The sequence below is a fragment of the Nocardia sp. NPDC052001 genome, from assembly GCF_040680615.1.
In the GTDB taxonomy this organism is placed as follows: domain Bacteria; phylum Actinomycetota; class Actinomycetes; order Mycobacteriales; family Mycobacteriaceae; genus Nocardia.
Window position 1 is genome coordinate 596790 of record NZ_JBFAXC010000001.1, and the last position, 24233, is coordinate 621022.

Genomic DNA, 24233 nt, shown 5'->3' on the forward strand with positions numbered 1-24233 from the left:
CAAGGGTCAGATGCCGTCGATGGCGGCCACGGTGAAGGGGCCGGGAGTGCCCGCGCCCATGGGACCGCCGCGATCGAACTGGGAGATCACCACCAGGGCGCGGTCTCCGGCGTGGGCGATGGTGGTCGGAATGGCGAGGGCCGCATCGGTAATGCGCTGCTGCCGGGTGGCGTTCGCGCCGTTATCGCTGATCTGCCAGCGGCTCACGGTGTTGTCCTTGTTCTGTACGACCCAGAGGGTGTCGCCGCGCATTTCGAGGCCGTCGCCGTTGATCATGCTGCCGCCGTGCTGGGTCACCTCGGTGATGGAGCGCTCGGCGTCGAGGGTGATGCGGTAGAGCTTGCCGGTGCCCATATCGACCACCAGCAGGTAGCGGCCCGCCGGATCGGAGACGATGCCGTTCAGGAGCGTGGGGGATTGCGCCGCTGGATCTTTCGCGGAGCCGAGATCGGCGAACGGACGCAGTTCGCCCTTGCCGCCGTGTGCCATGGCGTCGGTGAGCTCGGCGGCGGTGATGCGGTAGACGACCGGTGCGACACTGTCGGTGAGGTAGACGCTGCCGTCCGGGGTGATGGTGAGATCGTTCACGAAGGGCTGGCCTTCGGGGAGTTCGAAACTCGCCAGCCGGGCGCGAGTTCCGGTGTCGTACACCGTGACTCCGCGGGTGTGGTCGATGACCCATAGTCGCCCGGCGGTGTCGACCCGCAGGCCGTTGGCGGTCTGACGGCCGTCCGTGCCCGCGGGCAGGAAGATCTCGGCCTTGAACAGGCCCTGCAGGCCGCGAAGTTGCCCGCGCTGAAACCGGCGGGCGTCACCGTCCCGCAGTACGCGGCCCTGTTCGTGCTGAGCGAGAGCTCCGGAATTTCAGCGGCCGCGCTGGCCCGCCAATGCGGCGTCACCCCGCCGACCATGAATACGGTGCTGGCCAATCTCCAGGACCGCGGCTTCATCGAGCGCGCCCTCGCCGACGAATTCACCCCCGCCGAACGGGAGACGCTGTCCGCATTGCTCGAGCGCGCCGCCGTCCGGCTGGACTCGATTCGTCCGGAATAGCCTCGAGTTACTGCTTACCGGGCTTGAAGACGAACAGTTCGCCGATGCGGGTCGCCACCACGATTTCGCCGTTCGCGCCGATGGTGGTGCCGACGGTGGTGCCTTCCGCGCCGGGCAGTTCATGCGAGTCGACGGTCGCGCCGGAATGGGTGTCGAAGGTGACCAGGGTGAGGTTGTCGCCGATCGGGGCGACGGTGTAGCCGGTACCGCCCGCGGTCTGCACGGGTCGGCCGCGCAGGGCGAGATCCTTGCGCTCCCAGACGATTTCGGGTGCGTCACCCTTGTCTCGCAGTGCCATCAGATGGCCGTCGTCTCCGGCGGGGATGAGCACGCCGTCGGCGACCGAGACCGAGCCGCGGATCGGGAAGCCGAGCTCCTGAACCCATTTGGTCTTGCCGTTGGAGGCGTCCACGGCCATCAGATGATTGTCGTTGTCACCGACGTAGAGGGTGGAACCGTCACCGGACAGGGTGGGGCTGGTCGCGCTGCCGCCCGCGAGCATGGTGGCGGTCCAATCCTTGCGGATCTCTTTGCCGTCGTAGGTCAGCGCCACCAGATCGGCGCTGCCCTGACCCGGCCGCCACACCGTGGCGTAGAACCGGCCCGACTTCTCGTCCACCGCCGACACATTCGCGACCGGGCACTGCGGTCCACCGGTCGAGCAATCGTCCAAACCGGTGAAATCCGGCGGGCGCGGCAGATCCGGGAACTTCAGATAGTCCGGATCACCGAGCAACTGGAAGGTGGAGACCTCGCGATTGCCGGTCTGGCGGCTGAGCACATCCACCTGACCCAGTTGGGTCACGGTCAGCACCTTGCTGTCCCCGGTGAACTGCACCGAGATCGGCACGCCCGCCTGCGGTGTGCGCCAGCGCGGCTGGCCCAGCGCGTTCAGCGAGGTCACCCCGCCGTCATCGCCGACGTAGATATTGGTGGTGCCATCCACGGCCATACCGCCCGCAATGGCGCTGATGCCCATGGGATTACAGAACCGCTTGCGCCCGGTCGGCATGAGGAACGAGAAGATGGCGCAGGACGGCGTGCGCGTGGTGACCACGATCTGACCCTCCGGGCCGACCAGCGCGGGCGCGGCCAGCGGCCCGCCCACCGGACGTGACCAGCTCAAAGTCAGCGCGCGCGATCCGGTGACCGGACTGGTCGCGCTATTGCGGGCATCGTGGAAGGCCAGCGGCCAGCCCTTACCCGCACCGACCTTGATGTCGTCGACAGTGGTACTGCCGCAGGCGCTCAGCGCCAGCACACCGACGGCCGCCAGCGCGAGCGCCCGCGTGCCGGATCGTAGCCAGGCCGGCGCGAGACGATCCGATGTGCGCGAGCCCTGTTCGTCACGCCCGGTCTGCCGCCTGCCGCTTCGCACCTGCTGGTGTCCCTTCTGCCAGTACGGAGTCACTGAAATGCCGTGGGGGCTGACGCAGCACGGTGGTCGGGCTGATGCAGCCGCAGCACAGCCTACTTCGCCGTTTTCCGCCCGGGCCGATACCCCGTGCGGAGCGTCCGAACGCGCGGCACCCGGCGGGTCCGATGCCTTGCTAGCGCGGTTCGGTTCCGCTGATCCGGGAGGCGTACACCGCGAGCCGCACCCGATTGTCGCGCCCGGTCTTCTCCATCAGATTGGCGATATGGGTTTTCACGGTGGTGACGCCCAGGTGCAGGCGATCCGCGATCTCCTGATTCCCGAAGCCCTCGCCGACCAGCGCCAGCACCTCGCGTTCGCGCGGCGTCAGATCCGGTGCGGCGGTATCGGATTCGGTGGCCTCATCGCGGGTGGTGACGACGCGATCGACCAGGCGGCGCAGCAGGGGAGGGGAGAACAGCATGTCGCCCTCGGCGGTGCGGCGGATGGCCGCGAGCAGATCCGCGGGCTCGGTGTCCTTGACCAGATAACCCGTCGCGCCCGCCGCGAGCGCGGGGAAGAGATGATCATCGTCATCGAAGGTGGTGAGCACCAGGATCTTCGCGCGCGCACCACCGCGCACGATCGATTCGGTGGCGGCGACACCGTCCAGACCGGGCATGCGCAGATCCATGAGAATCAGATCCGGAGTGAGTTCGGCCGCGAGCCGAATGGCCTCCACGCCATTGGCGGCCTCACCGACCACCCGGAGATCCTCGGTGGATTCGATGAGCATGCGCAGCCCGGCCCGAACCAGCCGCTGATCATCCACCAGCAGTACCGAGATCACGCGACCGCTCCGTTCGTATCCGGCAGCCAGGCATGGACGATCCACTCCGTGCCGTCATCCCCGACGGCCACCCGGCCACCGGCGAGCGCCACCCGCTCACGCATTCCGATAATGCCGTGCGCGCCCGGCGGATTCGCGCGGGTGCCGCGTCCGGCCGCCAGGCCACTGCGCACATGCAGGGTGACTCCATGCCGATCCGAGGCGGCACCGCGGCCGGGGGCGCTATCCGCCGTCTGATCCCGGTGCGCCTGGATGGTGTCTCCCGCCGGGGCGATCACTAGGTGCACCGGGCGCGCGGGATCCGCGTACTTCATGACATTGGTGAGCGATTCCTGCACCAGGCGCAGCAGGGTGAGGCGGCCGATGGCGTCCAATCCGTCCGTGCCCGTCCGGATTTCGGCGTCGACGGTGAAACCGGCGGCGCGCACGCGATCGGCGGCCGCCTCGATCTCGGTGCGCAGCGCGGCCGAATCCACCAGTGCCACTTCACCGAGCGCGGGATCGCGCAGCGCCGTGAGCAGGCGGCGGATATCGGTGAGGGCGTCGGAGGCGGTGCCGTGCACATCGTCCAGCACCGCGTGCACGCGCGGATCGGCATCGGCGACCACATGCCGGGCGACGCCGATGCGCAGCACGATCGAGGCCATGTGATGGGCGACCAGATCGTGCAGTTCGCGGGCCAGCGCACCGCGTTCCACCAGCCGGGTGCGCTGTTCGGCTTCGGCACGGCGGTTTTCGGCATCGGCGGCGCGCAGGCGCAGGCTCACCGCGAGTTCGCGCTGCCCGCGCAGATACAGCCCGAGCAGCACCGCGAGTCCGACGTACGCGCACACCTCGAGCACCGGGGTCGCCCGCGACACCGTCTGATCGTGATAGCCGCTGCGGCCCAGCAGGACCGCGATCGCCCAGGCCGCCGTCGCCGGCACCACGATCGAATTGCGGTGCGAGCGCCGGATCACATCGACCAGGGCGACCGCGCCGAGGAACGGGACCAGCCCGGACAGACCCCACGCCGGAATCCGGAACATCGGGATCGCGAGCGCCGAGATGAGCAGCGACGCCGTCAGCGGCCAGCGCGCACCGAGCACGAACAGCACGCTGGCGGCCATGGCGAGCAGCCAGTAAACACCTGGCACTCGGTACTGGCCGGGGAAGGTGCTGGCCGCCAGCAACAGTGGGACCAGCAGCACCGGCAGGCCGCGCACGAGGGCCGCGACGCGCTGCCGATCCGGGGTCTCTATCACGCTCCCACCGTAGGCGACGGGTCCCGCGAAGCGTGCGCCGACCAGGCCGGGCACCGCGGCATCGCCGCTGGTTAGCACGATTCCCGCATCCCCACAAGGTCCGCCGGGAGGAGTGCGGGCGGTTGATCTCGGACCCCGCGCAGGATCGAAGGCAATCGCCTGGCAATCGAAGCTGGAGGAGTCGTCGATATAAGGAGCAGTCGTGGTCTCGAGGCGAGGCTTTCTCACCGGAGTCGCCGTGTCATCGCTGGCGCTCACCGCCGGATGCACGAGCGGCCGATCCGGTCTGCCGTCATCCGGAACCGGGCCCGAGGGAACCCGCCCACTGCCGATCCCGCCGCTCGCACCCGCCACCGTCGGCGCGGACGGGGTGCGCCGCTTCACCCTCGAAGCCAAGGCGGGCAGCACCGAAATGCGCGCCGGACAGTCCACGCCCACCTGGGGATACAACGGTGCCATCCTCGGCCCGACACTGCGGGCCAAGCGCGGTGAACAGGTCGCGTTCACCATTCACAACGCGCTGGCCGAACCGACCACCGTGCACTGGCACGGTATGCACGTCCCCGCCGCCTGCGACGGCGGCCCGCATCAGACCATCGAACCCGACGGCGTATGGCAGCCGAGCTGGACCGTGGAACAGCCCGCCGCCACGCTCTGGTACCACCCGCATCCGCACGGCAGCACCGAAAAGCATGTCTACCGTGGGCTTTCCGGCTTCTTCCTGCTCGACGACGCGGACTCCGACCGCCTGGAGCTGCCGAAAGACTATGGCGTGGACGATATTCCGCTGGTCATCCAGGACCGCCGCCTCACCGCCGACGGTGCGCTGGACGAATCCGATCCCAGCGATATCGGCCTGCTCGGCGATCTCATCATCACCAATGGCATTGCGGGAGCACATCTGGACGTCACCACCGAGCGGGTCCGCCTGCGCGTTCTGAACGGGTCGTCCGGTCGCCTCTACAACCTGGTCTTCTCCGATAACCGCGAATTCCAGCTCATCGCCACCGATGGCGGCCTGCTCACCGCGCCGGTTCCGCTGCGGCACATCCAGATCAGCCCCGGCGAACGCGTCGAACTCGTGGTGCAGGTGCGCGCCGGTGAACCGGTCACCCTGCGCACCCTCCCGATCGAACAGCGCGCGGGCATCAAGAAGCCCGCCGCCTTCGGCTTCGACGACACCTTCGACATCCTGCTCCTGCGGCCCGCCGAGACGCTGAAAGCATCGGCCCCCGTACCGAATTCACTGGTCGCCATCCCCGCCCTGGTCGCCGCGGGCACCCCGGCCACCCGCGCCTTCGACCTGCGCTGGCACATGATCAACAACCAGCGCATGGACATGAACCGCATCGATATGACCATCCCGGTCGATACCACCGAAGTCTGGACCGTCCGCAACAGCGACGACTGGCCACACAACTTCCACGTCCACGACGTCCAATTCCAGATCACCGCCATCGACGGCCAGGCCCCGCCCCCGGAACTCGCCGGCTGGAAGGACACCGTCTACACCACCCCCGGCCCCGCCTACACCCTCGCCATGCGCTTCGCCGGTCATACCGACCCCACCTACCCGTACATGTACCACTGCCACCTCCTCATGCATGAGGACGCGGGCATGATGGGCCAATTCCTCATCCTGGCCCCCGGCCAGCAGCCCGCCCCCATGAAAATGGATATGCCCGGGATGGCAGGCCACGACATGCCCGGAATGACCATGCCCGGCATGGGAACTCACGGCGGGCACGGCTGACCCGCCCCGTCGAATGACAAGAGCTGGAATGGGGGAGGGGAGATCAGACGCGCGAGGCGAGCATCGCGGTGCCGAGCAGCGAGGCGCTGATCGCGTCACCGGCGTACACCCGCATCGCGGCCTCGTACTCGGCGATCGCGCGCACCGGATCATCGCGTCCCGCGGCAAGTGCGGTGGCCAGGACCGCGGCGTCGCGCAGCGCGGTATTCGCGCCGAGTCCACCGGCCGGGCTCATGACGTGGATCGCGTCGCCCAACAGGGCCACCCGGCTGCTGGATCGAGCCTCCAGGGGAGCCGCGCTGCGAACGGTCGTGGCCGCGAACGCGTTTCGATCCGCGGCGGCGAAGACCTCGCGCAGCGCGGGATGCCAGTCCGCCGTGGCGCGCTCGATCGCCGCCAGCACCTCGCCGGTATCGGCGACATCGTCGAAACCGAAGCGGTCGCGCGGGCCGAAGATCGCCCAGTACAGATAGTCCGGGACCGGCGTCAGCCCGGGCGTGAAGTTCGACTGCCGGAAGGTCATCGAATCCAGCACCGCCACGAACCCGTCCGCGAACACCACCGACGTTCCGGTGAGCAATGCGACGGGAACGGTCTCCCCGAGCGCACCGGTGAGCACCGTTTTGCCGTAGCCGCAGAACGCACCGGTATCGGCGGGTTCGGCATGCGGCAGCAGTTGCCTTCTGACCACCGAATGCACCCCGTCGGCCGCGACGACGACATCCGCGTCCACGCTCGTCCCGTCCTCGAAATGCGCGGTCACACCGTCAATGGACTCGGTGACGCGGTGCAGCGCCTTACCGAAGCGCACCCGATCGGCGATGCCGTGCAGCAGCACCTCACGCAATGTCAGCCGGTGCACGCTCAAATCCCCGGGCCCGTCCCCGGAGTCGATCTCATCGACTTCCGAAGGTCGCCAGGTCTCGACCGCGCGCCCGGCGGTGTCGCGCAAACGCGGATCGAGGAACCGCCCGCCGGTGGTGGTGACCGCGCAGGTCGCCCGGAACAGCTCGTACTGTTCGGCGCTCAGGCAGTCGGCCAGCCCGCGCTGTCCGGTCTCGTCGATCCGAATGCGATATCCCTGTGTCCGGCTGTCCGCGCCGGGATCCTTCTCATAGACCTCGCACTCGATCCCTCGCGCGCGCAATCCCTGGGCCAGGCAGAGTCCGCCGAGCCCCGCACCGATGATCGCGATCCGCCCCATACCGATACCTCAATCTCCATTAGCGCTCCGTCACCGCACGAACCGTGCGAATTCACCCTGCGCGCCCCCGCTTGCGCCCGCCTTGCGCCGCGCTGGCATCGAAAAGCGGCCGGAATTGGCGTCCCCGCGTCGTCGCGCGCGAGACGCGGGTCATATGGTGTGAGGCGAGATTGCCCGATCGGGCGGCAGTATCGGCCCAGCGGAAAACAGGGAGCAGTTCGTGACGAGCATGTGGGGCGCACCGTTGCGCACGCGGTGGCGTGGGTCGCGTCGAAACGATCCGGAACAGGCGCGTTTCCTCACCGTGGCCTCGGCCAAGTGGATGCTCGCCAATCGCGCCTACACGCCCTGGTACCTGGTGCGGTACTACCGCCTGTGGAAGTTCAAGATGGCCAACCCGCATATCGTGCTGCGCGGCATGGTCTTCCTGGGCAAGAACGTGGAAGTGCACGCCACCCCCGATCTGGCCCGCCTGGAAATCGGCAAATGGGTGCATATCGGTGACGGCAACGCCATTCGCTGTCACGAGGGCTCGCTGCGCATCGGCGACAAGGTGGTGTTCGGCAAGGACAATGTCGTCAACACCTACCTCGATATCGAGATCGGCGAATCCACCCTGGTCGCCGACTGGTGCTACATCTGCGATTTCGACCATGTCACCGATGACATCAACATGCCCATCAAGGATCAGGGCATCGTGAAGTCCCCGGTTCGTATCGGCCCGGACACCTGGATCGCCGCCAAGGTCACCGTGCTGCGCAGCACCCGCGTCGGCCGCGGTTGCGTGCTCGGCGCGCACGCCGTGGTCAAGGGCGATGTGCCCGATTACGGTATTGCCGTCGGCGCGCCCGCCCGCGTGGTCAAGAACCGCAAGGATGCCTGGGACGCGGCCGCGGAAGCCCGCGAAGCCCATATGGCCGCCCTCGCCGATATCGAACGCAAGAAGAACGGCGTCGCCGCGTCATGACCAGCTATGCCGCCTTCCTGCGCGGGATCATGCCCGCGAATCCGAATATGAAGAACGAGAAGTTGCGCGCGGTCTTCGAGGGTCTCGGGTTCACGAAGGTGGCATCGCTGCTCAGCAGCGGCAATATCGTGTTCGAAAGCCCCGAAACCGATGTGCCGGAACTGGAATCGCGGATTCAGGCGGCACTGCAGGCCGAACTCGGCATCGGCGGCGGCACCATCATCCGCAGCCGGGAACAGTTGCGGGAGTTGGTCGACTCCGACCCGTTCACCGGGCTGACCCATTGCCGCGAAACGTATTTGACGGTCACCTTCGTCAAGGACACCGCCGCGGGCCCGCCCGGGGCACTCGATGACACCACCGCGAAGGCGGTGCGCGTGCTCGCCTTCGACAAGCCCGCCGCCGCGGTGCTGTCGGTCATCGACAACACCGATCCCAGCACCACCAATTTCATGGCCTGGATCGAGAAGAGCTACGGCAAGGAAATCACCACCCGCACATTTCTCACCGTGCAGAAGACGCTGAAGAAGCTGGGCTGATCAGTCCCGGACGATCAGATCGGCGGTGAAAACCGCTGAGGGCGGGTTGATTCCGGTTCTAATTCGATCGATGAGCAGGCGGGTCGCGGCGACCGCCTGCTCTTCGCGTTTGGTGTCTATCGCGGTCAGCGGCGGCTGGCTCAGGCGCGCGATCATGCCGTCGGCGGTGACCAGGGCGATATCGGAACGCCCGGCCTCGGCCAGGGCCGAGGCCACCCCGCGCGCGATGGAATCCAGCGGGGCGTAGACGCAGTCGGTGTCCGGGAACCGTTGCAGCAGTTCGGCGGTCGCGATACGCCCCGCCGCCACCCGCGCCTCGCCCGCATCGGTGATCTGTACCCGGGGCGTAATGCCTTCGCGCGCACACCAATCCAGGAAGGCGTGGTGGGTTCCGGCGGCGGTCTGACGTTTGCTCGCATCGACGATGAGGGCGGGTCGGGTGTGCCCGCGCGCCCGGAAATGCGTCATGGCGCAGGCGACGGCGCTGGCGCGGTCCAGGGAAACCGTTGCGACACCCTCATTTTCGGTGTCACCGCTGATGACCACCACCGGCATACCGCGTTCGGTGAGCGCGGCGACCAGGCCCTCGGCCGGATCGGGATCCACCAGCAGCACCCCGTCCACCGCGAGCTGCTGTACCCAATTCCGTTGATCCGCGGGCGGAACCAGCGTGAGGGCGTACCCCTGGGCGAGGCTTTCGGTGGCCGCCGCGGCCGCCGTGCGCATGTACCAGTCCAGGCGGCTGTCCCGATCCGCGCTCTCATCGGTCATGAGCGAGGCGACGATGGCGAGGGTATTGCCCGCCCCGGTGCGCAGCGCGCGGGCGCGCGGATCGGCCTGATAGCCGAGGGCCGCGGCGACCTGCCGAATGCGCTCGCGGGTACGGGCGTCGATACGGCCCTTACCGTTGAGCGCGTGCGACACGGTGGCGACCGAGACTCCGGCGGCGCTCGCGACATCGCGGATGGTGGGTCGCGATCGGGCCACCGGTATTCCTCCTGATCGAGCGTGAACGGTACGGCGTCCGATGCTACACGCTGTGCTTAAACGTTTTGGCAACAGACTTGTAAAACGGATTCACGCCGCCGAAACGTGTGGCGCGCAAGCTGATCCGCAACGGTGCGAAAACGTTTTGGCACCGGGATCGGAGACAGCTGATGGCACCTCGCACCGTCTTCACCGACGCCGTGCTGTTCCCCGTGCACGATGACCGCCGCCAGCCGTATCGCGGCTGGTTCGCCGTCGACGGCGCGGGCCTGATCACCGATATCGGCACGGGGGAGTATGTGCCGGGCGCGCAGGCCGACAGCGTGGTGGAACTGCGCGGTGCGCTGGTGCTGCCGGGTTTCGTATCCGCACATAGTCACCTGTGGCAGAGCGTATTTCGCGGCGTCGCCGACGGGTGCACCACCATGGGCTGGATCGACAAGTTGCACAGGCGATTCGGCGCGGCCTTGGAACCCGGCGATATGTACGCCTTCACCGTGCACGGTCAGCGGGATCTGCTGCGTCAGGGCATCACCACCGTCTGCAATCACACGCACGAATTCGGCGACGGCCCGGCCGAACAGTGGCAGGCCGCGCTCGACGGCGCACAGCGCACCGTCTACTCGTTCTCGCCGCCGCTGTGGCGCACGGCCGACGAAAGACTCAGTGAGCTGGACAAATTCCTGCACCTGAGCGCTGACGACCGGCACCGGGTGCTCGCGCTGTCGATGAACACCACCGCGTTGCACAGCGTCGAGCACATGCGGCGGGAGAGCGAAATACTGCGCGAACTCGGCGTCGGCCAGCACGCGCACTATCTGGAGGATCCGACAGTCGCTGTCGCGCAGCAGGATTCGTTCGACGACCTGCTGGCGGGCGGCCGGGTGGGCGCGGACACCGTCTTCGCGCACTTCATCCACACCACCCCGCGCATTCGCGATACCGCCGCCCGCGCCGGTGCCGCCATGGTCTGGAATCCGCTGTCCAATGGCCGCCTGGGTTCCGGAATCGCCGATATCCCGGGCTATCTCGCCGCCGGACTGCGGGTCGGCATGGGTGTGGATGGTCAGGCCAGCGCCGATGTCGGCGACCCGTTCCAGAATATGCGCACCGGCCTGTACCTGCTGCGCGCCGCCGCCCACGATCCGAAAGTCCTTGACGCACGCCGGATTCTGCGGATGCACACCCTGGACAGCGCCGCGGTCCTCGGCGTCGGCGACCGTGTCGGCAGCCTCGAAATCGGCAAGGCCGCCGATTTCGTGGTCTGCGATCCACCCGCCCCCTATGCCCATCTGCCCGCCGATCAGCTGTGGTCGTTCGCGGTCCTGGCGCTGTCCGCCGCCGATATCACCGAGGTCCGCGTCGGCGGCGTGCGCGTCAGCACCGGACCGGCCGATCGCGACCGAGCCCTGGAAAGCGACTGCGCCCGGCGCGTTTCCCGTCTCTATCAATCGGTCTGAACCGTTCATCCGAAGGAGCCGCCCCATGTCCGCACCCGTGGATTCCCTGCCCATCGAACGATTGGCCGCCGATCTCGGCGCTATCGAATATTCGGTGGATGAGCGCGTACTGCGCGCCAAGAGCCGTGACCGCTTCGCACAGAGCCCGCTGCTGCGCGAGGTCATGCGTGGCCTGACCGCCGATATCTATATCGCCCCCGTCTCGAAGGAGGAGTTGCGCATTGCGGTGGGTTCCTGTGCGCGCCATCGCATTCCGATCACCGTGCGCGGCGGCGGCACCGGCCAATTCGGCCAGGGCGTGCCGCTGACCGGCGGCGCGGTCATCGATGTCACCGGCATAGTCGGCGTTCTCGGGCAGCGACTCGGTACCGTGCGCGCATTGTGCGGCACGCTGATCGCCGATATCGACGCCGAAATCCGGCCCACCGGATGGGAATTGCGCATGCATCCCTCCACCACCCGCAAGGCCACCATCGGCGGCTATGTGGCGGGCGGGCATGCCGGAATCGGCAGCTGCCAGTGGGGGATTCTGCGCGATCGCGGCAATATCACCGCCATCGAGGTGATGACCGTGGAGGAGGAGCCGCGCCTGATCGAGCTCACCGGCGACGCGGTGAATATCGCGCATCACGCGTACGGTGCGACCGGCATCATCACCGAGATCGAACTGCCCACCGCACCCGCCTGGAACTGGCAGGAGCTGGTCATCGCCTTCCCGGAGTTCGCGCAGGCCGTCCGCTTCGCCGTCGATGTCTGCGAGAGCGAGGGCGTACTCAAGAAAGTCGTGTCACCGCAACAGCATCCGCTGCCGACGCTGTATCCCGATCTGTCCCGGCTGATTCCCGAGGGCCATTCCATGGTGCTCATGATGGCGGCGGAACAGAGCATGCCCAATGTGGCCGATCTGGCCGCCGATAATTCCGGCGCGATCGTGAGTCGCTGCGATGAGGGCACGGGCTCGTATCGCCTGCCGCTGTACGAATACACCTGGGGGCATTCGATGATGCACTTCCAGCGCAAGAACCGCGGCCTCATCGGCCTGCTCGCGCTGTATCCGCAGGACGGGCTGTACGAATCGATCCTGCGGGTGTGCGAGGAGTTCGCGGATCTCGGGCCCACCCACGTGGAGATGAAGCGTTTCGACGGCGGGCTGTCCGCGCAGGGATCTCCGGTGTGGGAGTTCGAATCCCAGGAACATCTGGCCGAGGTCACCCGGCGGCTCCAGGCGGCTGGACTCTCCATCGCCAATACCCATACTCCCACGCTGCTGGCCAGCGGTATGAAACCGTGGGCCGCCGCCGAGGCCGAGTTCAAACGCCGCGTCGACCCGTATCGCCTGCTGGCACAGGGCAAGTCGGACGATGAGGTGGAAGACGACCTCATCCGCTCCACCCAGCTCCCCAACAGCGGCTGGTCCTACCGCCTCACCGATTCGACGGGCGAATCCGACACCGCCGCACTCGATCCGGCTCCCACCGCCGCGAACGGCGTGACTCCGGAGTCGGTCCGATGAGGGCGCGTCGAACCCCGGGCATATCGGCCCGGCTGACCGGAATCGTCGCGGCACTGGGTATCGCGGTGGCCGCCTCGCTCACCGCCTGTTCCTCCGACACCCCGGCCCCCACCGCCTTCGACGGTCCCATCGGCGCGGTGAACCTGCGCGAGGTCTGCCCAGCCACCGTCGTGGTGCAGAGCGGCTGGAATCCCGAGGCCGAGTTCGGTTTCCTCTACAACCTGATCAGCGCGCACCCGAGTATCGACGCCGGGCGCAAGGCCACCACCGGACCGCTGTTCGCACACGGTGAATACACCGGGGTGAACCTGGAGATTCGCGCGGGCGGTCCGGCCATCGGATTCCAGCCGGTCATGTCCCGCATGTACCAGGATCACGACATCACCCTCGGTTTCGTCGATACCGAACAGGCCGTGTTCGCCTCCGCGACCGCACCGGTCACCAGTGTTTTCGCGCCGATGACCAAGAGTCCGCAGATGATCATGTGGGATCCGCAGACCTATCCGGGGGTCAAGACCATCGCCGATCTCAAGGCCGCCAAGGCCAAAGTGCTCTACTTCCAGGGCGAGGCGTATATGAACTATCTCGTCGGCGCGGGCGTCCTGGACAAGAGCCAGACCGATTCCAGCTATGACGGCACCCCGTCGTATTTCGTTGCGGCGAACGGTAAATCGGCCCAGCAGGGCTTCGCCAGCACCGAACCGTACGTGTACGAACATCAGGTGCAGGCGCGGAACAAGCCGGTGGCCTATCAGCTCATCGCGGATGCGGGCTTCCCCACCTACAAGTCCACCATGGCCGTGCGCAGCGGTGAGCTCGCCCAGAGTTCGGCCTGCCTGAAGAAACTCATTCCGGTGCTGCAGCGCAGTGTGATCGACTATCTCGCCGCCCCGGACGCGGCGAACAAGGTGATCGTCGATTCGGTCGCGGCCTACAACACCGGCTGGACCTACGATGCGGACAATGCCCGTTACGCCGTGCGCACCATGCTCGCCGACGGCATCGTCGGCAATGGAACCACCGGCGCGCTGGGCGGTTTCGACCCCGCGCGGGTCGGCAGGATCCTCGACGTCACCGAGCCGATCTTCACCGCCGACGGCGTGGCCCTGGCTCCGGACCTCACCCCCGATCGGCTCGCCACCAATGAATTCATCGATCCCGCAATCGGATTGAGCAGCTCATGACGCGCCCCTCCCGGATACTGGCCCCGATCGCGGTGCTCGCCGCCCTGATCGGGGTCTGGTACCTCATCACCTATGTCGTGCTGTCCCCGTCCCGCCGCTTCCTGATGCCGCCTCCGCAGCAGGTGATCACCCAGGGCATGTTCGGACCGCATTCGGACCAGATGTGGAATGCGCTGGGCCGCACCGGCATTGTCGCGCTCACCGGACTGAGCATCGCCGCCGTGCTCGGTATCGCCTGGGCGGTGCTGATGGCGCAGTTTCGCTGGGCCGAGACCGCGCTGTTCCCCTATGCGGTGATGCTGCAATGCATTCCGATCCTGGCGCTGGTTCCGCTCATTGGCTTCTGGTTCGGGTTCGGTTTCCAGGCCCGGGTGCTGGTCTGCGTGCTGATCGCGCTGTTCCCGATCGTCTCCAACACCGTCTTCGGCCTGAAATCCGTCGATGCCGCGCATCGGGACCTGTTCGCGCTGCACCACGTCGGCAGGCTCACCCGGCTGCGGAAACTGGATTTCCCGGCCGCCCTGCCCGCACTGTTCGCGGGGCTGCGGATCTCGGCGGGTCTGGCGGTGGTCGGCGCGATCGTCGGCGATATCTTCTTCAAACAGGGCGATCCGGGCATCGGAATTCTCATCGACACCTACCGCGCCCGCCTGCAATCACCGCAATTGTTCGCCGCGATCATCGTCGCGTCCCTGCTCGGCGTCGGCGTCTTCACCGCTTTCGGCAGCCTCACCAGGCTCGCGGTCGGCAGTTGGTATCAGCCTGCTCGCGAATGACCCGCGCCATGATCGCTCCCGCTACGCTGATGCGGTGACTTCCGGTCTCCGCACAGTGCTGGCCGGCGCGGCCGCGCTGACCCTCACCGGCGCGCTCGCCGGAACCGCGCACGCGACGCCGCCGGACGGTGTCAGCGCGGTGATCCTGTCCCGCACCACCATCGGCGATACGGATTACATCCTGCGCGAAATCACCATCGCGCCAGGGGGTTCCACCGGCTGGCACTATCACGACGGCACGCTCTACGCCGCCTTCCGGCAGGGGCAGCTGTTCCACTACGACGCGAACTGTGAACAGGACGGCGCGGGCGGTCCGGGTACCCCGATCGTCGAGCGCGCCGGTAGCGGCAATGTGCACGTCGAACGCAATCTGGGCACCGAACCGCAGATCCTGGATGTGCTCTATGTGCTGCCCGCCGGGAGTCCGCTGTCCGAGGACGCGCCGAACCCCGGCTGCCCCTTCGAATAGCGTCTACAGCGCGGCGTACACGGCCTCGATCAGCTGATATGCCCGGCGATCACCGGCCAGCCAATCCCGGCGCAGATTCGGGATGAACGCCATGGCGATACCGTTGTCGATATCGCCGATGCCGATCGCTCCGCCCGCGCCCGGATGGCCGAATACGGTGCGGCGTGCGGATTCCGGGACGATGAAGTTCTCACACGGGCGCATGAAGCCGAGGCCGAACGCGCTCTCCAGCCCGAGCGCGGCGTCGACGCCGCGCACCTGTTCGCGCACCGCCACCTGCAGCAGTTCGGGGCGAAGCAGGCTGCCGCGCACCAGATCTCGATAGAACTCGGCCAGCGCCCGGGCAGTGGTGAACATACCGACCGCCGGCCAGCCGCCCGCCTGTACCTCCGGACCGTTGTAGGAGCCCCTCGGTGCGGTGGTGCCGCGCAGCAGCATCGACTCCGGATCGCGGAAGATCTCGGCCAGCCGGGACACCGTCGCGGCGTCCAGGGGATCGGTATCGGACCAAACCTGTTGTGCGGCAGGGGGGAATTCGCTGCGCGCGGTCCGCCCGCGCACCGCGGCATCCGCGCCGATATGCAGGTCCGCGCCCAGGCGCGCGCGGGTGTACGCGCCCACGGTCGAATCGGTATGGCGGCGAACGAGTTCGCCGACCAGCCAGCCGAATGTCAGTGCGTGATAACCGTGCCGGGTGCCCGGCTCCCATTCGGGTGTCTGCGCCGCGAGCCGCGCGGCCATCGCCCCGGCATCGGCGGCCTCGGCCACCGATACCGGTCCGTCGAAGGCGGGCAGCCCGGCCTGATGGCTGAACAGTTCGACCGTGGTGGTCGATTCCTTTCCGGCGCAGGCGAATTCGGGCCACCAGCGGGCGACCGGTTCATCCAGGCGCACGCCGTGTTCATCGGCGACCTGGAGTGCGGCGGTCGCGGTGACCGCTTTCGTGCAGGAGAACGCCACGCACGGCGTATCGCGCTCCCAGGCCCGCCCGGTCCGGGAGTCGGCGAGCCCGCCCCAGAGATCGACCAGCAGCCGATCGCCGGCGTAGACCGCGACGCCCGCACCCAGGTTCGATCCGTCCGCGAAGCTCGCCTCGAAGACCTCGCGCACGCCCCGGAACGCCGGATCGGCATAGCCGTCGACTCGCACATCCATGCGGAGAATTAGAACACGTTACAGTTCTGCGCCGCCAGTGATCCCATGGGAAAGTCCGGCGCGCGGCGGCGCCGGACTCAGTACGGCTGGTTCGGATCCCGTTCCGGCAGTGGGCGTTCCACGATGACCGGGCGGCCGATCGGATTGCGCACCCCGCGCTTGGCGGACTGGTAGACCAGCGCGGTCTCCTGCGCTACCACATCCCAGGCGAAATCGGCGGTCAGGCGTTCGCGCGCGGCCCAGGCCCGATCCTGCGCGGCGGTCGGATCGTCGAGCACGGTGCAGACCGCCTCGACAATGCCGTTCACATCGGCGGGTTCGAACGACGCGCCGGTGACGCCGTCGGTCACCAGATCGCCGAGACCACCGGCGGTCGAGGTGACCAGCGGAGTGCCCGCGGCGGCGGCCTCGAGGGCCACGATGCCGAACGGCTCGTACCGGCTGGGCAGCACGATCGCGTCGGCGCTGTGCAGCCAGCCGAGCAGATCGGTGTGATCCAGGCGGCCCACGAAATTCACCGCGCGCGCGACGCGATGGGCACGAGCGCGCTCGCGCAGCCAATCGATCTGGGTGCCGATACCGGCGATGGTGAGCGTCGCGCCCGGATGCGCCTTGCGAATGCGCGGCAGCGCGGCGATCGCGTCCTGCACGCCCTTCTCGTATTCGAGCCGCCCGACGTACAGCAGCCGCGGCGGTCCGGACAGCGGCGCGCGCTCGCGGAAGGTCCACGAGCTCACGTCGATACCGTTGCGGATCACCGTGACCGGTGTGCGCTCCGGGGTGTAGAGCCGCTCGACCTCGTCCTTCATCGACTCCGAACAGGTGATGAGCGCATCGGAATCGTGCGCCAGCCACCATTCGACCGAATGCACCTGCTTGTTGACCCGGCCCGACACCCAGCCGCTGTGCCGGCCGGCCTCGGTGGCGTGAATGGTCGACACCAGCGGCACGTCATAGTGCTCGGCCAGCGTGATCGCCGGATGCGCGACCAGCCAGTCGTGCGCGTGCACCACATCGGGGGTCCAGCCCTCGCCGATGCCCGGCTTGTTCAGCGCGATGCCCGCGCGCACCATGGCGTGTCCCATGGCCAGGGTCCAGGCCAGCATGTCCGTGCCGAAATCGAAGACCGGCGGATCCTCGGCCACCGCGACCACCAGCACGCCGTCCTCGATGAACGAGTGCGTGGGGTGCGTGGTGGCGTCACTGCCCATGGGGCGGCGCGCCAGCACGACGACCTCGTGCCCGGCGGCGGCCAGCTCGGTGGCCAGGTGATGGACGTGGCGGCCCAGCCCACCGACTACGACGGGTGGGTACTCCCACGACACCATCAAAATCTTCATTGGGGTCCTTCTGTATCAACGCGGCGTCCGCGGGCCCCTACGTGGTTACGCAAGCTGCCTCCTTCGGGTCCGTCGCTCCCGCCGTCGCGGGGCCGAGCCTGCGCGCGTCGAGCGCCGGGAAGAATCCGTCGGCCGCGTACCATCCTGCCGCCAACTGCTCCGCTTTGGCGAGTTGTCCGGCCGCTACCGCGGCCGCGATCTCGCGCACGGCGTGCGCGTGTTCATGGGCTCGGTCACGCGCGTAACCCGCCGCGGAATCCTTGGAGACCATGAACGCCCAGTCGCTGGAGACGGTCAGAATCGCCTCGCGCAACAGCTGATCCGCGACCCGGTCGCGCAGCCCGCCGAAGCTGGATTGCCCATCGCCGGAAGGGATTTCGACGCGCATCTTGTCCAGGGTGTCGAGCGCGAGCCGCACGATCTCGGCATTCAGATCGACCAGATCCTGGACCTGATCCCCGGCCCACACCCGCCAATCCTTGCCCGAACCCCACGACGAGTCGCTGAGCTGCACCGATTCCCCGACATAGCCATTGGCGCGGGCATCGGCGAGGGTGCCGACGGTGACGCCCGCCTCGGGCAGCGCGCGCAGCACCTGCTCCAGCCACTGCGGACCCTCATGCCACCAGTGGCCGAAGAGTTCGGTATCGAATGCGGCCACGACCAGGGCCGGACGGCCGATGCGCGCGGATTCGGAAATCAGCCGCTCGCGCACGGTCGCCACGAAATCGGCGACATCGTGCTCGATGGCCGCCGCGGCGAGCGCGGGATCGTAAGGGGCCTTATCCGGACCGGACACCGTCTTGCCCGTCACCCGGGACGGTTTGAGACCGGTGGCGTGATCATAGTGATGGAAATCACGGTACGCGGCATGCCCCGGATACCCGGATTTCGGCGACCAGACGCGATAGCTGACGTGCAGATCGCGTCCGAACGCCACCACATCCGAATCCCACACCGGGCGGCCCAGGGTGGTGTCACCGCGCAGCGCGGGACCGTCGACCATGAAGTGCGTCACACCGGCGGCGTCGTATCCGCGTTCCATTCCGGGCGTGAATCCGCATTCGGGGGCCCAGATTCCGGAGGGGGTGTGACCCCAGCGCTGCCGGGCGTCGGCCAGGCCCTCACTCAGCTGATAGGCGCGCAGGCGCTCATCCAGCAGCGGCTGGAACGGATGCGCCAGCGGACCGCCGAGCAGTTCGATCGCCTCGGCATCGATGAGTTCGCGCCACACCGGCGACGCGCCGTGCCGCCACCGGGTTTCGAAGTCCTCGAGGGATTCGCTCGCGAGCCGATGCTCATGACTGCCCAGTGCGACATTCCCGGACATGGACGCCTCATCGGCGCGCAGTCGCCAATTGCCGAGCCAGTGATGCATACCGGACAGGCTGTGCGGGTCATCCAGCTGCGCCGCCAGCACCGGTGTGATGCCCAGGCTCAGTAGATGCGAACGCCCTTCCGCCGCAAGGGTTCTCAGTACCTTCGCGACGGGAAGGTAGGACGCCGCCCAGGATTGGTACAGCCATTCCTCGCCGACCGGCCAGCGTCCGTGATGTGCCAGCCACGGCAGATGCGAGTGCAGGACCAGCGTGAACTGGCCCGGCACGGGTGTCGCCTTACCGCTCACGGTTTCACCGCGATGGCCACCAGATCGAGGCTGGCGTCGATATCGGCGTCGGAATCGGCGAGCAGTTCGAAGTCCTCGGTCCGCACCGCGGCGACGTCGGCGGCCAGTTCGGCGGGCCAGGGCTCGCCCGCGATGGCGCGTTCGATCTGCGCGTCGATGATCGATCCGCCCCACTTCTCATCGAGCGCGGTGATGGCCGCGCCGTGGAATACGCCCGCCATCAGCTCGATCTGGAAACCGGCCTCGACGCAGAGTTCGGTCAGTTCGGCGGCATTGAGTTCGCGGGTGTGGAACGGATTCAGCGGGGTGTCGCGGCCGGGCGAGAAGGTGATCCGGTTCGGCGTGCTGATCAGCAATTTTCCACCGGGCTTGAGGACCCGCAGGCATTCGCGAATGAACTGCGACTGATCCCAAAGGTGTTCGATGACTTGGAAATTCACCACGACATCGACCGATTCGTCGGCCAGCGGCAGATCGGCGAGATTGCCCTGCACCATTTCCACGGCCGGGTACTTGGCGCGCACATGCGCGACGGCGCTGTCGTCGTAATCGAGTCCGGTCACCTTTTCGGCAACGCCGGCGATCATATTGGCGCCGTAGCCTTCTCCCGATCCGGCCTCGAGCACGGTCTTACCGGCGCAGTGCTCCAGCAAACGCGCATAAGCGATTTCGTGCCGGCGGAACCAGTAGTTCTCCTCGGCAATACCGGGCACCGTCCGTTCACCGGTCAAAGGCAGCGGATCGGTGTGGTTTTCGGTGGGTATCACGGCCTCGCTCATTGGATCGACGTTAGCGGTTGCCCATATCACAGCGACGACCGGATCGGCCGATGGAGAACATCACAGCCTAAGTTACCCACGAGTAACTTAACGTAGGGTAATCTCCAGCGCGAGCTACTTGTGGACGTACGGCCAGCAGATCGTGCGACCGCCACACCCGTGCCATCAGAACAGGAGGTCGACGAAGACCCATGCCGAACATCGTCGTACTGATCAAGCAGGTTCCTGACACCTGGTCCGAGCGCAAGCTGACCGATGGTGACTACACCCTCGACCGCGAGGCCGCCGACGCCATCCTCGATGAGATCAACGAGCGCGCCGTCGAAGAAGCGCTGCTGATCAAGGAGGCCCAGGGCGGCGAGGTGACCGTGCTGGCCATGGGCCCGGCCCGTGCCACCGAGGCCATTCGCAAGGCGCTGTCGATGGGTGCCGACAAGGCCATCCACATCAATGACGACGCGATCCACGGCTCGGACGCCGTGCAGACCGCCTACGTGCTGGCCGCCGCTCTCGGCCAGATCGAGGGCATCGAGCTCGTCATCGCCGGTAACGAGGCCACCGACGGCCGCGCGGGCGCGGTTCCGGCGATCATCGCCGAGTACCTGGGCCTGCCGCAGCTGACGCACCTGCGCAAGCTGACCGTCGACGGCGACCGCATCTCCGGTGAGCGTGAGACCGATGAGGGCGTCTTCAAGCTCGAGGCCTCCCTCCCGGCCATCGTCTCGGTCACCGAGAAGATCAACGAGCCGCGCTTCCCGTCCTTCAAGGGCATCATGGCCGCGAAGAAGAAGGAAGTTCAGACCTTCACGCTGGCCGATCTGGGCGTCGACCCGGAGACCGTCGGCGTTGCGAACGCCGGCACCCAGGTGACCGGTGTGACCCCGAAGCCGGCGCGCACGGCGGGCGAGAAGATCGTCGACGAGGGTGAGGGCGGCCAGCAGATCGCCACCTACCTGGTCGGTCAGAAGATCATCTAAAGCCGCCGAGCCCAACGAACTTCAGGAGAGAAAGACAATGGCAGAAGTACTTGTGCTCGTGGAGCACGCCGATGGTGCGCCCAAGAAGGTGACCACCGAACTCATCACCGCCGCCCGTGCGCTGGGTACCCCGGCCGCCGTCGTGGTCGCCGCCCCCGGCACCGCCGACAAGCTGGCCGACGCGCTGGCCGCCGCCGGCGCCGAGAAGATCTATGTCGCGGAATCCGATGAGGCCGAAGGCTTCCTGGTGACCCCGAAGGTCGACGTGCTCGCCGGTCTGTCCGAGTCCGCCGCCCCGGCCGCGATCCTGGTCGCCGCCACCGCCGACGGCAAGGAGGTGTCGGGCCGCCTCGCCGCGCGCATCGGCTCCGGCCTGCTCGTCGACGTCATCGCGGTCGACGCCGACGGCACCGCGCAGCACTCCATCTTCGGTGGCGCGTTCACCGTGGCCGCCAAGGCCACCGGCGATGTGCCGGTCATCTCGGTGCGCCCCGGCGCCGTCGAGGCGGCCCCGCAGGCCGGCGCCGGCGAGAAGGTCGTCGTCGAGGTTCCGGCTCAGGAAGAGGGCGTCACCAAGGTCGTCTCGAAGGAGCCGGTCGCCGGTGGCGATCGTCCCGAGCTGACCGAGGCCGCGATCGTGGTCTCCGGTGGCCGTGGCGTCGGTTCGGCCGATAACTTCGGCAAGGTCGTCGAGCCGCTGGCCGACGCCCTGGGTGCCGCCGTCGGCGCTTCCCGCGCCGCCGTCGATTCGGGTTACTACCCGGGCCAGTTCCAGGTCGGTCAGACCGGTAAGACGGTCTCCCCGCAGCTGTACATCGCCCTGGGTATCTCCGGCGCGATCCAGCACCGAGCGGGCATGCAGACCTCGAAGACCATCGTCGCTGTCAACAAGGACGAGGAAGCCCCCATCTTCGAGATCAGCGACTACGGCATCGTCGGCGACCTGTTCAACGTCGCCCCGCAGCTGACCGAAGCCGTCAAGGCCCACAAGGGCTGAAACGCTTCGCGCTGAGCGCACTTCGATCGGCCCCCGGCTTTCGAGCCGGGGGCCGATTGGCATTTCCGGCCCACCCGCCGCGTCGGGGCTGGGCCGGACATGTGAAGATCGTCAGGCTTGTCGAGGTTCGCGAGGTGTTGCGCCGTGGGGCGACGTGGAAGAGAAGAACCGTCGGACGGGCGTGCCGATGCCGGGACGGCCGATGCCCCCGGACTGCCCGGATTGCCGGATATCGTCGCCGCGTTCCACTGGGACCTGGCCGAATGGCTCGGCACCGATGCGCTCCCCAAGGTGTTCGACCGCATCTCCGGTGCGCTGGACGAGGCGTTCACCTCGGTGGTGACCACCGGGCACGCCGTGGATCGCGAGACCCTGCTGGGCGGACTGTGGTCGGCGCGAAACCTGCAGCCCGGGTTGGCGATCGAGATCTCCGATGTTCAGGAGATCGCCCGCAGCGGCAATCTCATCGTGCTGCGTTTCGTGGCCGAGAACATCGTCGGCGAGGCCAGGACGCGCCGGACGGTGACCGCGGTCCTGGTCACCGACGGCCGCACCTATCTCTGGCGGACCGTGCACGAGACCGCGGTTCCGGACTGATCCGGAGGATGTCCGCGCCCGCGCTGCCACAGCTTTTGGGGGCAGTGCGGTTTCGTCGAGTCCCATCCTGTGAAATGACAATGCTTTAGATTCTGGGCACCGCGAGATTCGCGGACCTGTATCGAAAGTTGTTGTGCTATGCGCTCTCTCGTTATTTCCGGATTCGCCGCCGCGACGCTCCTGGTCGGCGCCGGGGCCGCCACCGCCGCCCCTGTCCCGCTCCAGCCCGCGGACGCCCCCGCCGCCCAGGTCGCCGATCTGACCACCGGGAGCACCGGCATCGACTTCCTCACCGGCTCGGCCCGTTCCAGTCTCATGAACGGCGACTGGTTGTCGGGTTCGGCCGCGCCCATGGTGCTCGGCTCGCTCGCGCTGGGCTGCATTCTGCGCAATGTCTGCATGGGAAACGGCTAGGCCGATAACCGCCGGAACGCAGTGCTCCGGAAATCTGGCAGGCTGGACCGATGTCGATCATGCTGCCGCCCGAGGTCGCCGAGAATATCGCCGAGGTGTTCGAGGATCGGGGGCGGCAGTGGCTGGCGGATTTGCCTAAGGTGATCGCCGAGCGTTGTGCGGCTTGGGAATTGGAGATCATCGGGGAGGCGTTCGGGGGCGGGACGCATTCCTATGTCGCGCCGGTGCGGCGGGCGGACGGATCGGTCGCGGTCCTGAAGATTCCGGTGATCGATCCGGAGAACCTGGGCGAGGCGGCGGGGCTGTACTGCTATCGCGGCGATGGCGCGGTGCGACTCCTCGAATTCGACCCCAGCACGAATTCGCTGCTGCTGGAATGGGCGAAGCCGGGTAGTCCGCTGCTCGTGCAGCCGGGCTTTCCCAGTTTGGAAGGGCGGCCGGAGAATATCGGCCTGATCGAGCAGGCGTGCGCGCTGTATCGCCGATTGCGGTGCGAGCCCGCGGATGTGCCCGCCGAATTCCCGCCGCTGCCCGAGGCGGCGGGAATGGTGGCCGAATGGGCAGGGATGTTCGGTGCGCCGGAAGCCGATATCGCACAGGTGATTCCGGATCTGCTGCTGGTTCGCGCGCGGGAATGGTGTGAGCGGCTGGCGGTGCCGGACGGTCCGCTGCTGGTGGTCAATCGCGATACCCATCTGGGCAATATCGTTGCCGCCGAACGGGAGCCGTGGCTGCTCATCGATCCCAAGGCGTATCTGGGCGAGGCGGCGTTCGACGCGGGGTTTCTGGTGATGATCCAGGTGCAGAGCGATCCGGTGGCCGAACACGCGGCGGCGGTGGTGGATCGGACCGCGGTCGCGCTCGGGGTGTCCGCCGAGCGGGCGCGGGGCTGGGCGTTCATGCGCGCCATGGAGGAGATCGTCTGGGCTGTCGAGGATGACGAGCCCGACGATCTGCGACTGCATCTCGCGGTCGCGCACGCGCTGATCTGACC

24 protein-coding genes are annotated in these 24233 nt (G+C 67.5%); 14 read left to right on the forward strand and 10 right to left on the reverse strand.

Annotated features, from left to right (window positions below; translation table 11 throughout):
• Window positions 1–6 precede the first annotated feature (6 nt).
• The gene (locus tag AB0L82_RS02800) at window positions 7–651 is read right to left on the reverse strand and encodes a hypothetical protein (protein WP_364630001.1); all 645 of its coding nucleotides are present in this window, start codon (window positions 649–651) and stop codon (window positions 7–9) included.
• Between the two features lie 135 nt (window positions 652–786).
• Between AB0L82_RS02800 and AB0L82_RS02805 the strand changes: the two genes are divergently transcribed.
• Window positions 787–1053, forward strand: a complete 267-nt coding sequence (locus AB0L82_RS02805) for a MarR family transcriptional regulator (protein ID WP_364630004.1) — start codon at window positions 787–789, stop codon at window positions 1051–1053.
• Between the two features lie 7 nt (window positions 1054–1060).
• On the opposite strand, the gene AB0L82_RS02810 is transcribed toward AB0L82_RS02805, so the two are convergent.
• The 3 genes from AB0L82_RS02810 to AB0L82_RS02820 all read right to left on the reverse strand — a co-directional run bounded on the left by AB0L82_RS02810 (window position 1061) and on the right by AB0L82_RS02820 (window position 4579).
• A complete protein-coding gene (locus tag AB0L82_RS02810; protein WP_364630007.1) occupies window positions 1061–2431 on the reverse strand; it encodes a PQQ-binding-like beta-propeller repeat protein in 1371 nt (456 codons plus the stop codon).
• Window positions 2432–2603: 172 nt separating this feature from the next.
• Entirely contained in the window at window positions 2604–3257 is a 654-nt protein-coding gene (locus AB0L82_RS02815) for a response regulator transcription factor (protein ID WP_364630010.1), read from the reverse strand.
• Window positions 3254–4579, reverse strand: a complete 1326-nt coding sequence (locus tag AB0L82_RS02820) for a histidine kinase (RefSeq protein ID WP_364630013.1) — start codon at window positions 4577–4579, stop codon at window positions 3254–3256. Before AB0L82_RS02820 ends, AB0L82_RS02815 begins: the two co-directional genes overlap by 4 nt.
• A gap of 124 nt (window positions 4580–4703) precedes the next feature.
• On the opposite strand from AB0L82_RS02820, the gene AB0L82_RS02825 reads away from it, so the two are divergent.
• Window positions 4704–6254, forward strand: a complete 1551-nt coding sequence (locus AB0L82_RS02825; protein WP_364630016.1) for a multicopper oxidase domain-containing protein — start codon at window positions 4704–4706, stop codon at window positions 6252–6254.
• A 43-nt stretch (window positions 6255–6297) separates the two neighbouring features.
• Here the strand turns inward: AB0L82_RS02825 and AB0L82_RS02830 are convergent, their stop codons facing one another.
• Entirely contained in the window at window positions 6298–7458 is a 1161-nt protein-coding gene (locus tag AB0L82_RS02830; RefSeq protein ID WP_364630019.1) for an FAD-dependent monooxygenase, read from the reverse strand.
• Between the two features lie 220 nt (window positions 7459–7678).
• On the opposite strand from AB0L82_RS02830, the gene AB0L82_RS02835 reads away from it, so the two are divergent.
• Window positions 7679–8425 (forward strand): acyltransferase, encoded by a 747-nt coding sequence (locus AB0L82_RS02835; protein ID WP_364630022.1) that lies wholly within the window; start codon window positions 7679–7681, stop codon window positions 8423–8425.
• Window positions 8422–8964, forward strand: coding sequence for a DUF1697 domain-containing protein (locus tag AB0L82_RS02840; protein WP_364630025.1), 543 nt, complete (start codon window positions 8422–8424; stop codon window positions 8962–8964). Before AB0L82_RS02835 ends, AB0L82_RS02840 begins: the two co-directional genes overlap by 4 nt.
• Here AB0L82_RS02840 and AB0L82_RS02845 read toward each other — a convergent pair whose 3' ends face one another.
• Window positions 8965–9951, reverse strand: a complete 987-nt coding sequence (locus AB0L82_RS02845) for a LacI family DNA-binding transcriptional regulator (RefSeq protein WP_364630028.1) — start codon at window positions 9949–9951, stop codon at window positions 8965–8967.
• Between the two features lie 170 nt (window positions 9952–10121).
• On the opposite strand from AB0L82_RS02845, the gene AB0L82_RS02850 reads away from it, so the two are divergent.
• The 5 genes from AB0L82_RS02850 to AB0L82_RS02870 are packed head-to-tail and all read left to right on the forward strand — an operon-like array spanning window position 10122 to window position 15353.
• Window positions 10122–11411, forward strand: coding sequence for an amidohydrolase family protein (locus tag AB0L82_RS02850; protein WP_364630031.1), 1290 nt, complete (start codon window positions 10122–10124; stop codon window positions 11409–11411).
• Between the two features lie 25 nt (window positions 11412–11436).
• The gene (locus tag AB0L82_RS02855; RefSeq protein WP_364630034.1) at window positions 11437–12924 is read left to right on the forward strand and encodes an FAD-binding oxidoreductase; all 1488 of its coding nucleotides are present in this window, start codon (window positions 11437–11439) and stop codon (window positions 12922–12924) included.
• On the forward strand, window positions 12921–14108 hold the full coding sequence (locus tag AB0L82_RS02860) for an ABC transporter substrate-binding protein (protein WP_364630037.1): 1188 nt from the start codon (window positions 12921–12923) through the stop codon (window positions 14106–14108). Before AB0L82_RS02855 ends, AB0L82_RS02860 begins: the two co-directional genes overlap by 4 nt.
• On the forward strand, window positions 14105–14884 hold the full coding sequence (locus tag AB0L82_RS02865; protein ID WP_364630040.1) for an ABC transporter permease: 780 nt from the start codon (window positions 14105–14107) through the stop codon (window positions 14882–14884). The genes AB0L82_RS02860 and AB0L82_RS02865 overlap by 4 nt, the downstream gene beginning before the upstream one ends.
• Before the next feature lie 34 nt (window positions 14885–14918).
• Window positions 14919–15353 carry a cupin gene (locus tag AB0L82_RS02870; protein WP_364630043.1) on the forward strand — a complete coding sequence of 145 codons (435 nt, stop codon included), beginning with the start codon at window positions 14919–14921 and terminating at the stop codon, window positions 15351–15353.
• A gap of 3 nt (window positions 15354–15356) precedes the next feature.
• On the opposite strand, the gene AB0L82_RS02875 is transcribed toward AB0L82_RS02870, so the two are convergent.
• The 4 genes from AB0L82_RS02875 to AB0L82_RS02890 form a co-directional block, all read right to left on the reverse strand.
• On the reverse strand, window positions 15357–16508 hold the full coding sequence (locus AB0L82_RS02875; protein WP_364630046.1) for a serine hydrolase domain-containing protein: 1152 nt from the start codon (window positions 16506–16508) through the stop codon (window positions 15357–15359).
• A 77-nt stretch (window positions 16509–16585) separates the two neighbouring features.
• Entirely contained in the window at window positions 16586–17848 is a 1263-nt protein-coding gene (locus tag AB0L82_RS02880; protein WP_364630049.1) for a glycosyltransferase family 4 protein, read from the reverse strand.
• A gap of 37 nt (window positions 17849–17885) precedes the next feature.
• Window positions 17886–19475 (reverse strand): glycoside hydrolase family 57 protein, encoded by a 1590-nt coding sequence (locus tag AB0L82_RS02885; RefSeq protein ID WP_364630052.1) that lies wholly within the window; start codon window positions 19473–19475, stop codon window positions 17886–17888.
• A complete protein-coding gene (locus AB0L82_RS02890) occupies window positions 19472–20254 on the reverse strand; it encodes a class I SAM-dependent methyltransferase (protein WP_364630055.1) in 783 nt (260 codons plus the stop codon). Before AB0L82_RS02890 ends, AB0L82_RS02885 begins: the two co-directional genes overlap by 4 nt.
• 191 nt (window positions 20255–20445) lie before the next feature.
• Here AB0L82_RS02890 and AB0L82_RS02895 point away from each other — a divergent pair, with 191 nt between their 5' ends.
• The 5 genes from AB0L82_RS02895 to AB0L82_RS02915 all read left to right on the forward strand — a co-directional run bounded on the left by AB0L82_RS02895 (window position 20446) and on the right by AB0L82_RS02915 (window position 24231).
• Window positions 20446–21231 carry an electron transfer flavoprotein subunit beta/FixA family protein gene (locus AB0L82_RS02895; protein WP_364630058.1) on the forward strand — a complete coding sequence of 262 codons (786 nt, stop codon included), beginning with the start codon at window positions 20446–20448 and terminating at the stop codon, window positions 21229–21231.
• 37 nt (window positions 21232–21268) lie between these two features.
• Window positions 21269–22228: an electron transfer flavoprotein subunit alpha/FixB family protein gene (locus AB0L82_RS02900; protein WP_364630061.1), complete on the forward strand. Its 960-nt coding sequence runs from the start codon at window positions 21269–21271 to the stop codon at window positions 22226–22228.
• Between the two features lie 144 nt (window positions 22229–22372).
• Window positions 22373–22825 carry a hypothetical protein gene (locus tag AB0L82_RS02905; protein WP_364630064.1) on the forward strand — a complete coding sequence of 151 codons (453 nt, stop codon included), beginning with the start codon at window positions 22373–22375 and terminating at the stop codon, window positions 22823–22825.
• A gap of 138 nt (window positions 22826–22963) precedes the next feature.
• Window positions 22964–23239, forward strand: a complete 276-nt coding sequence (locus AB0L82_RS02910) for a hypothetical protein (protein ID WP_364630067.1) — start codon at window positions 22964–22966, stop codon at window positions 23237–23239.
• Between the two features lie 50 nt (window positions 23240–23289).
• Complete coding sequence (locus tag AB0L82_RS02915) at window positions 23290–24231, forward strand: aminoglycoside phosphotransferase family protein (protein ID WP_364630070.1); 942 nt, start codon at window positions 23290–23292, stop codon at window positions 24229–24231.
• Window positions 24232–24233 lie beyond the last annotated feature (2 nt).

What these genes read in the sequence shown, in the direction of transcription:
- AB0L82_RS02830 (WP_364630019.1), bottom strand. Translation starts at nt 7,458, where the DNA reads ATGGGGCGGATCGCGATCATCGGTGCGGGGCTCGGCGGACTCTGCCTG.
- AB0L82_RS02840 (WP_364630025.1), top strand. Translation starts at nt 8,422, where the DNA reads ATGACCAGCTATGCCGCCTTCCTGCGCGGGATCATGCCCGCGAATCCG.
- AB0L82_RS02850 (WP_364630031.1), top strand. Translation starts at nt 10,122, where the DNA reads ATGGCACCTCGCACCGTCTTCACCGACGCCGTGCTGTTCCCCGTGCAC.
- AB0L82_RS02855 (WP_364630034.1), top strand. Translation starts at nt 11,437, where the DNA reads ATGTCCGCACCCGTGGATTCCCTGCCCATCGAACGATTGGCCGCCGAT.
- AB0L82_RS02860 (WP_364630037.1), top strand. Translation starts at nt 12,921, where the DNA reads ATGAGGGCGCGTCGAACCCCGGGCATATCGGCCCGGCTGACCGGAATC.
- AB0L82_RS02865 (WP_364630040.1), top strand. Translation starts at nt 14,105, where the DNA reads ATGACGCGCCCCTCCCGGATACTGGCCCCGATCGCGGTGCTCGCCGCC.
- AB0L82_RS02875 (WP_364630046.1), bottom strand. Translation starts at nt 16,508, where the DNA reads ATGGATGTGCGAGTCGACGGCTATGCCGATCCGGCGTTCCGGGGCGTG.
- AB0L82_RS02880 (WP_364630049.1), bottom strand. Translation starts at nt 17,848, where the DNA reads ATGAAGATTTTGATGGTGTCGTGGGAGTACCCACCCGTCGTAGTCGGT.
- AB0L82_RS02890 (WP_364630055.1), bottom strand. Translation starts at nt 20,254, where the DNA reads ATGAGCGAGGCCGTGATACCCACCGAAAACCACACCGATCCGCTGCCT.
- AB0L82_RS02895 (WP_364630058.1), top strand. Translation starts at nt 20,446, where the DNA reads ATGCCGAACATCGTCGTACTGATCAAGCAGGTTCCTGACACCTGGTCC.
- AB0L82_RS02900 (WP_364630061.1), top strand. Translation starts at nt 21,269, where the DNA reads ATGGCAGAAGTACTTGTGCTCGTGGAGCACGCCGATGGTGCGCCCAAG.
- AB0L82_RS02910 (WP_364630067.1), top strand. Translation starts at nt 22,964, where the DNA reads ATGCGCTCTCTCGTTATTTCCGGATTCGCCGCCGCGACGCTCCTGGTC.
- AB0L82_RS02915 (WP_364630070.1), top strand. Translation starts at nt 23,290, where the DNA reads ATGTCGATCATGCTGCCGCCCGAGGTCGCCGAGAATATCGCCGAGGTG.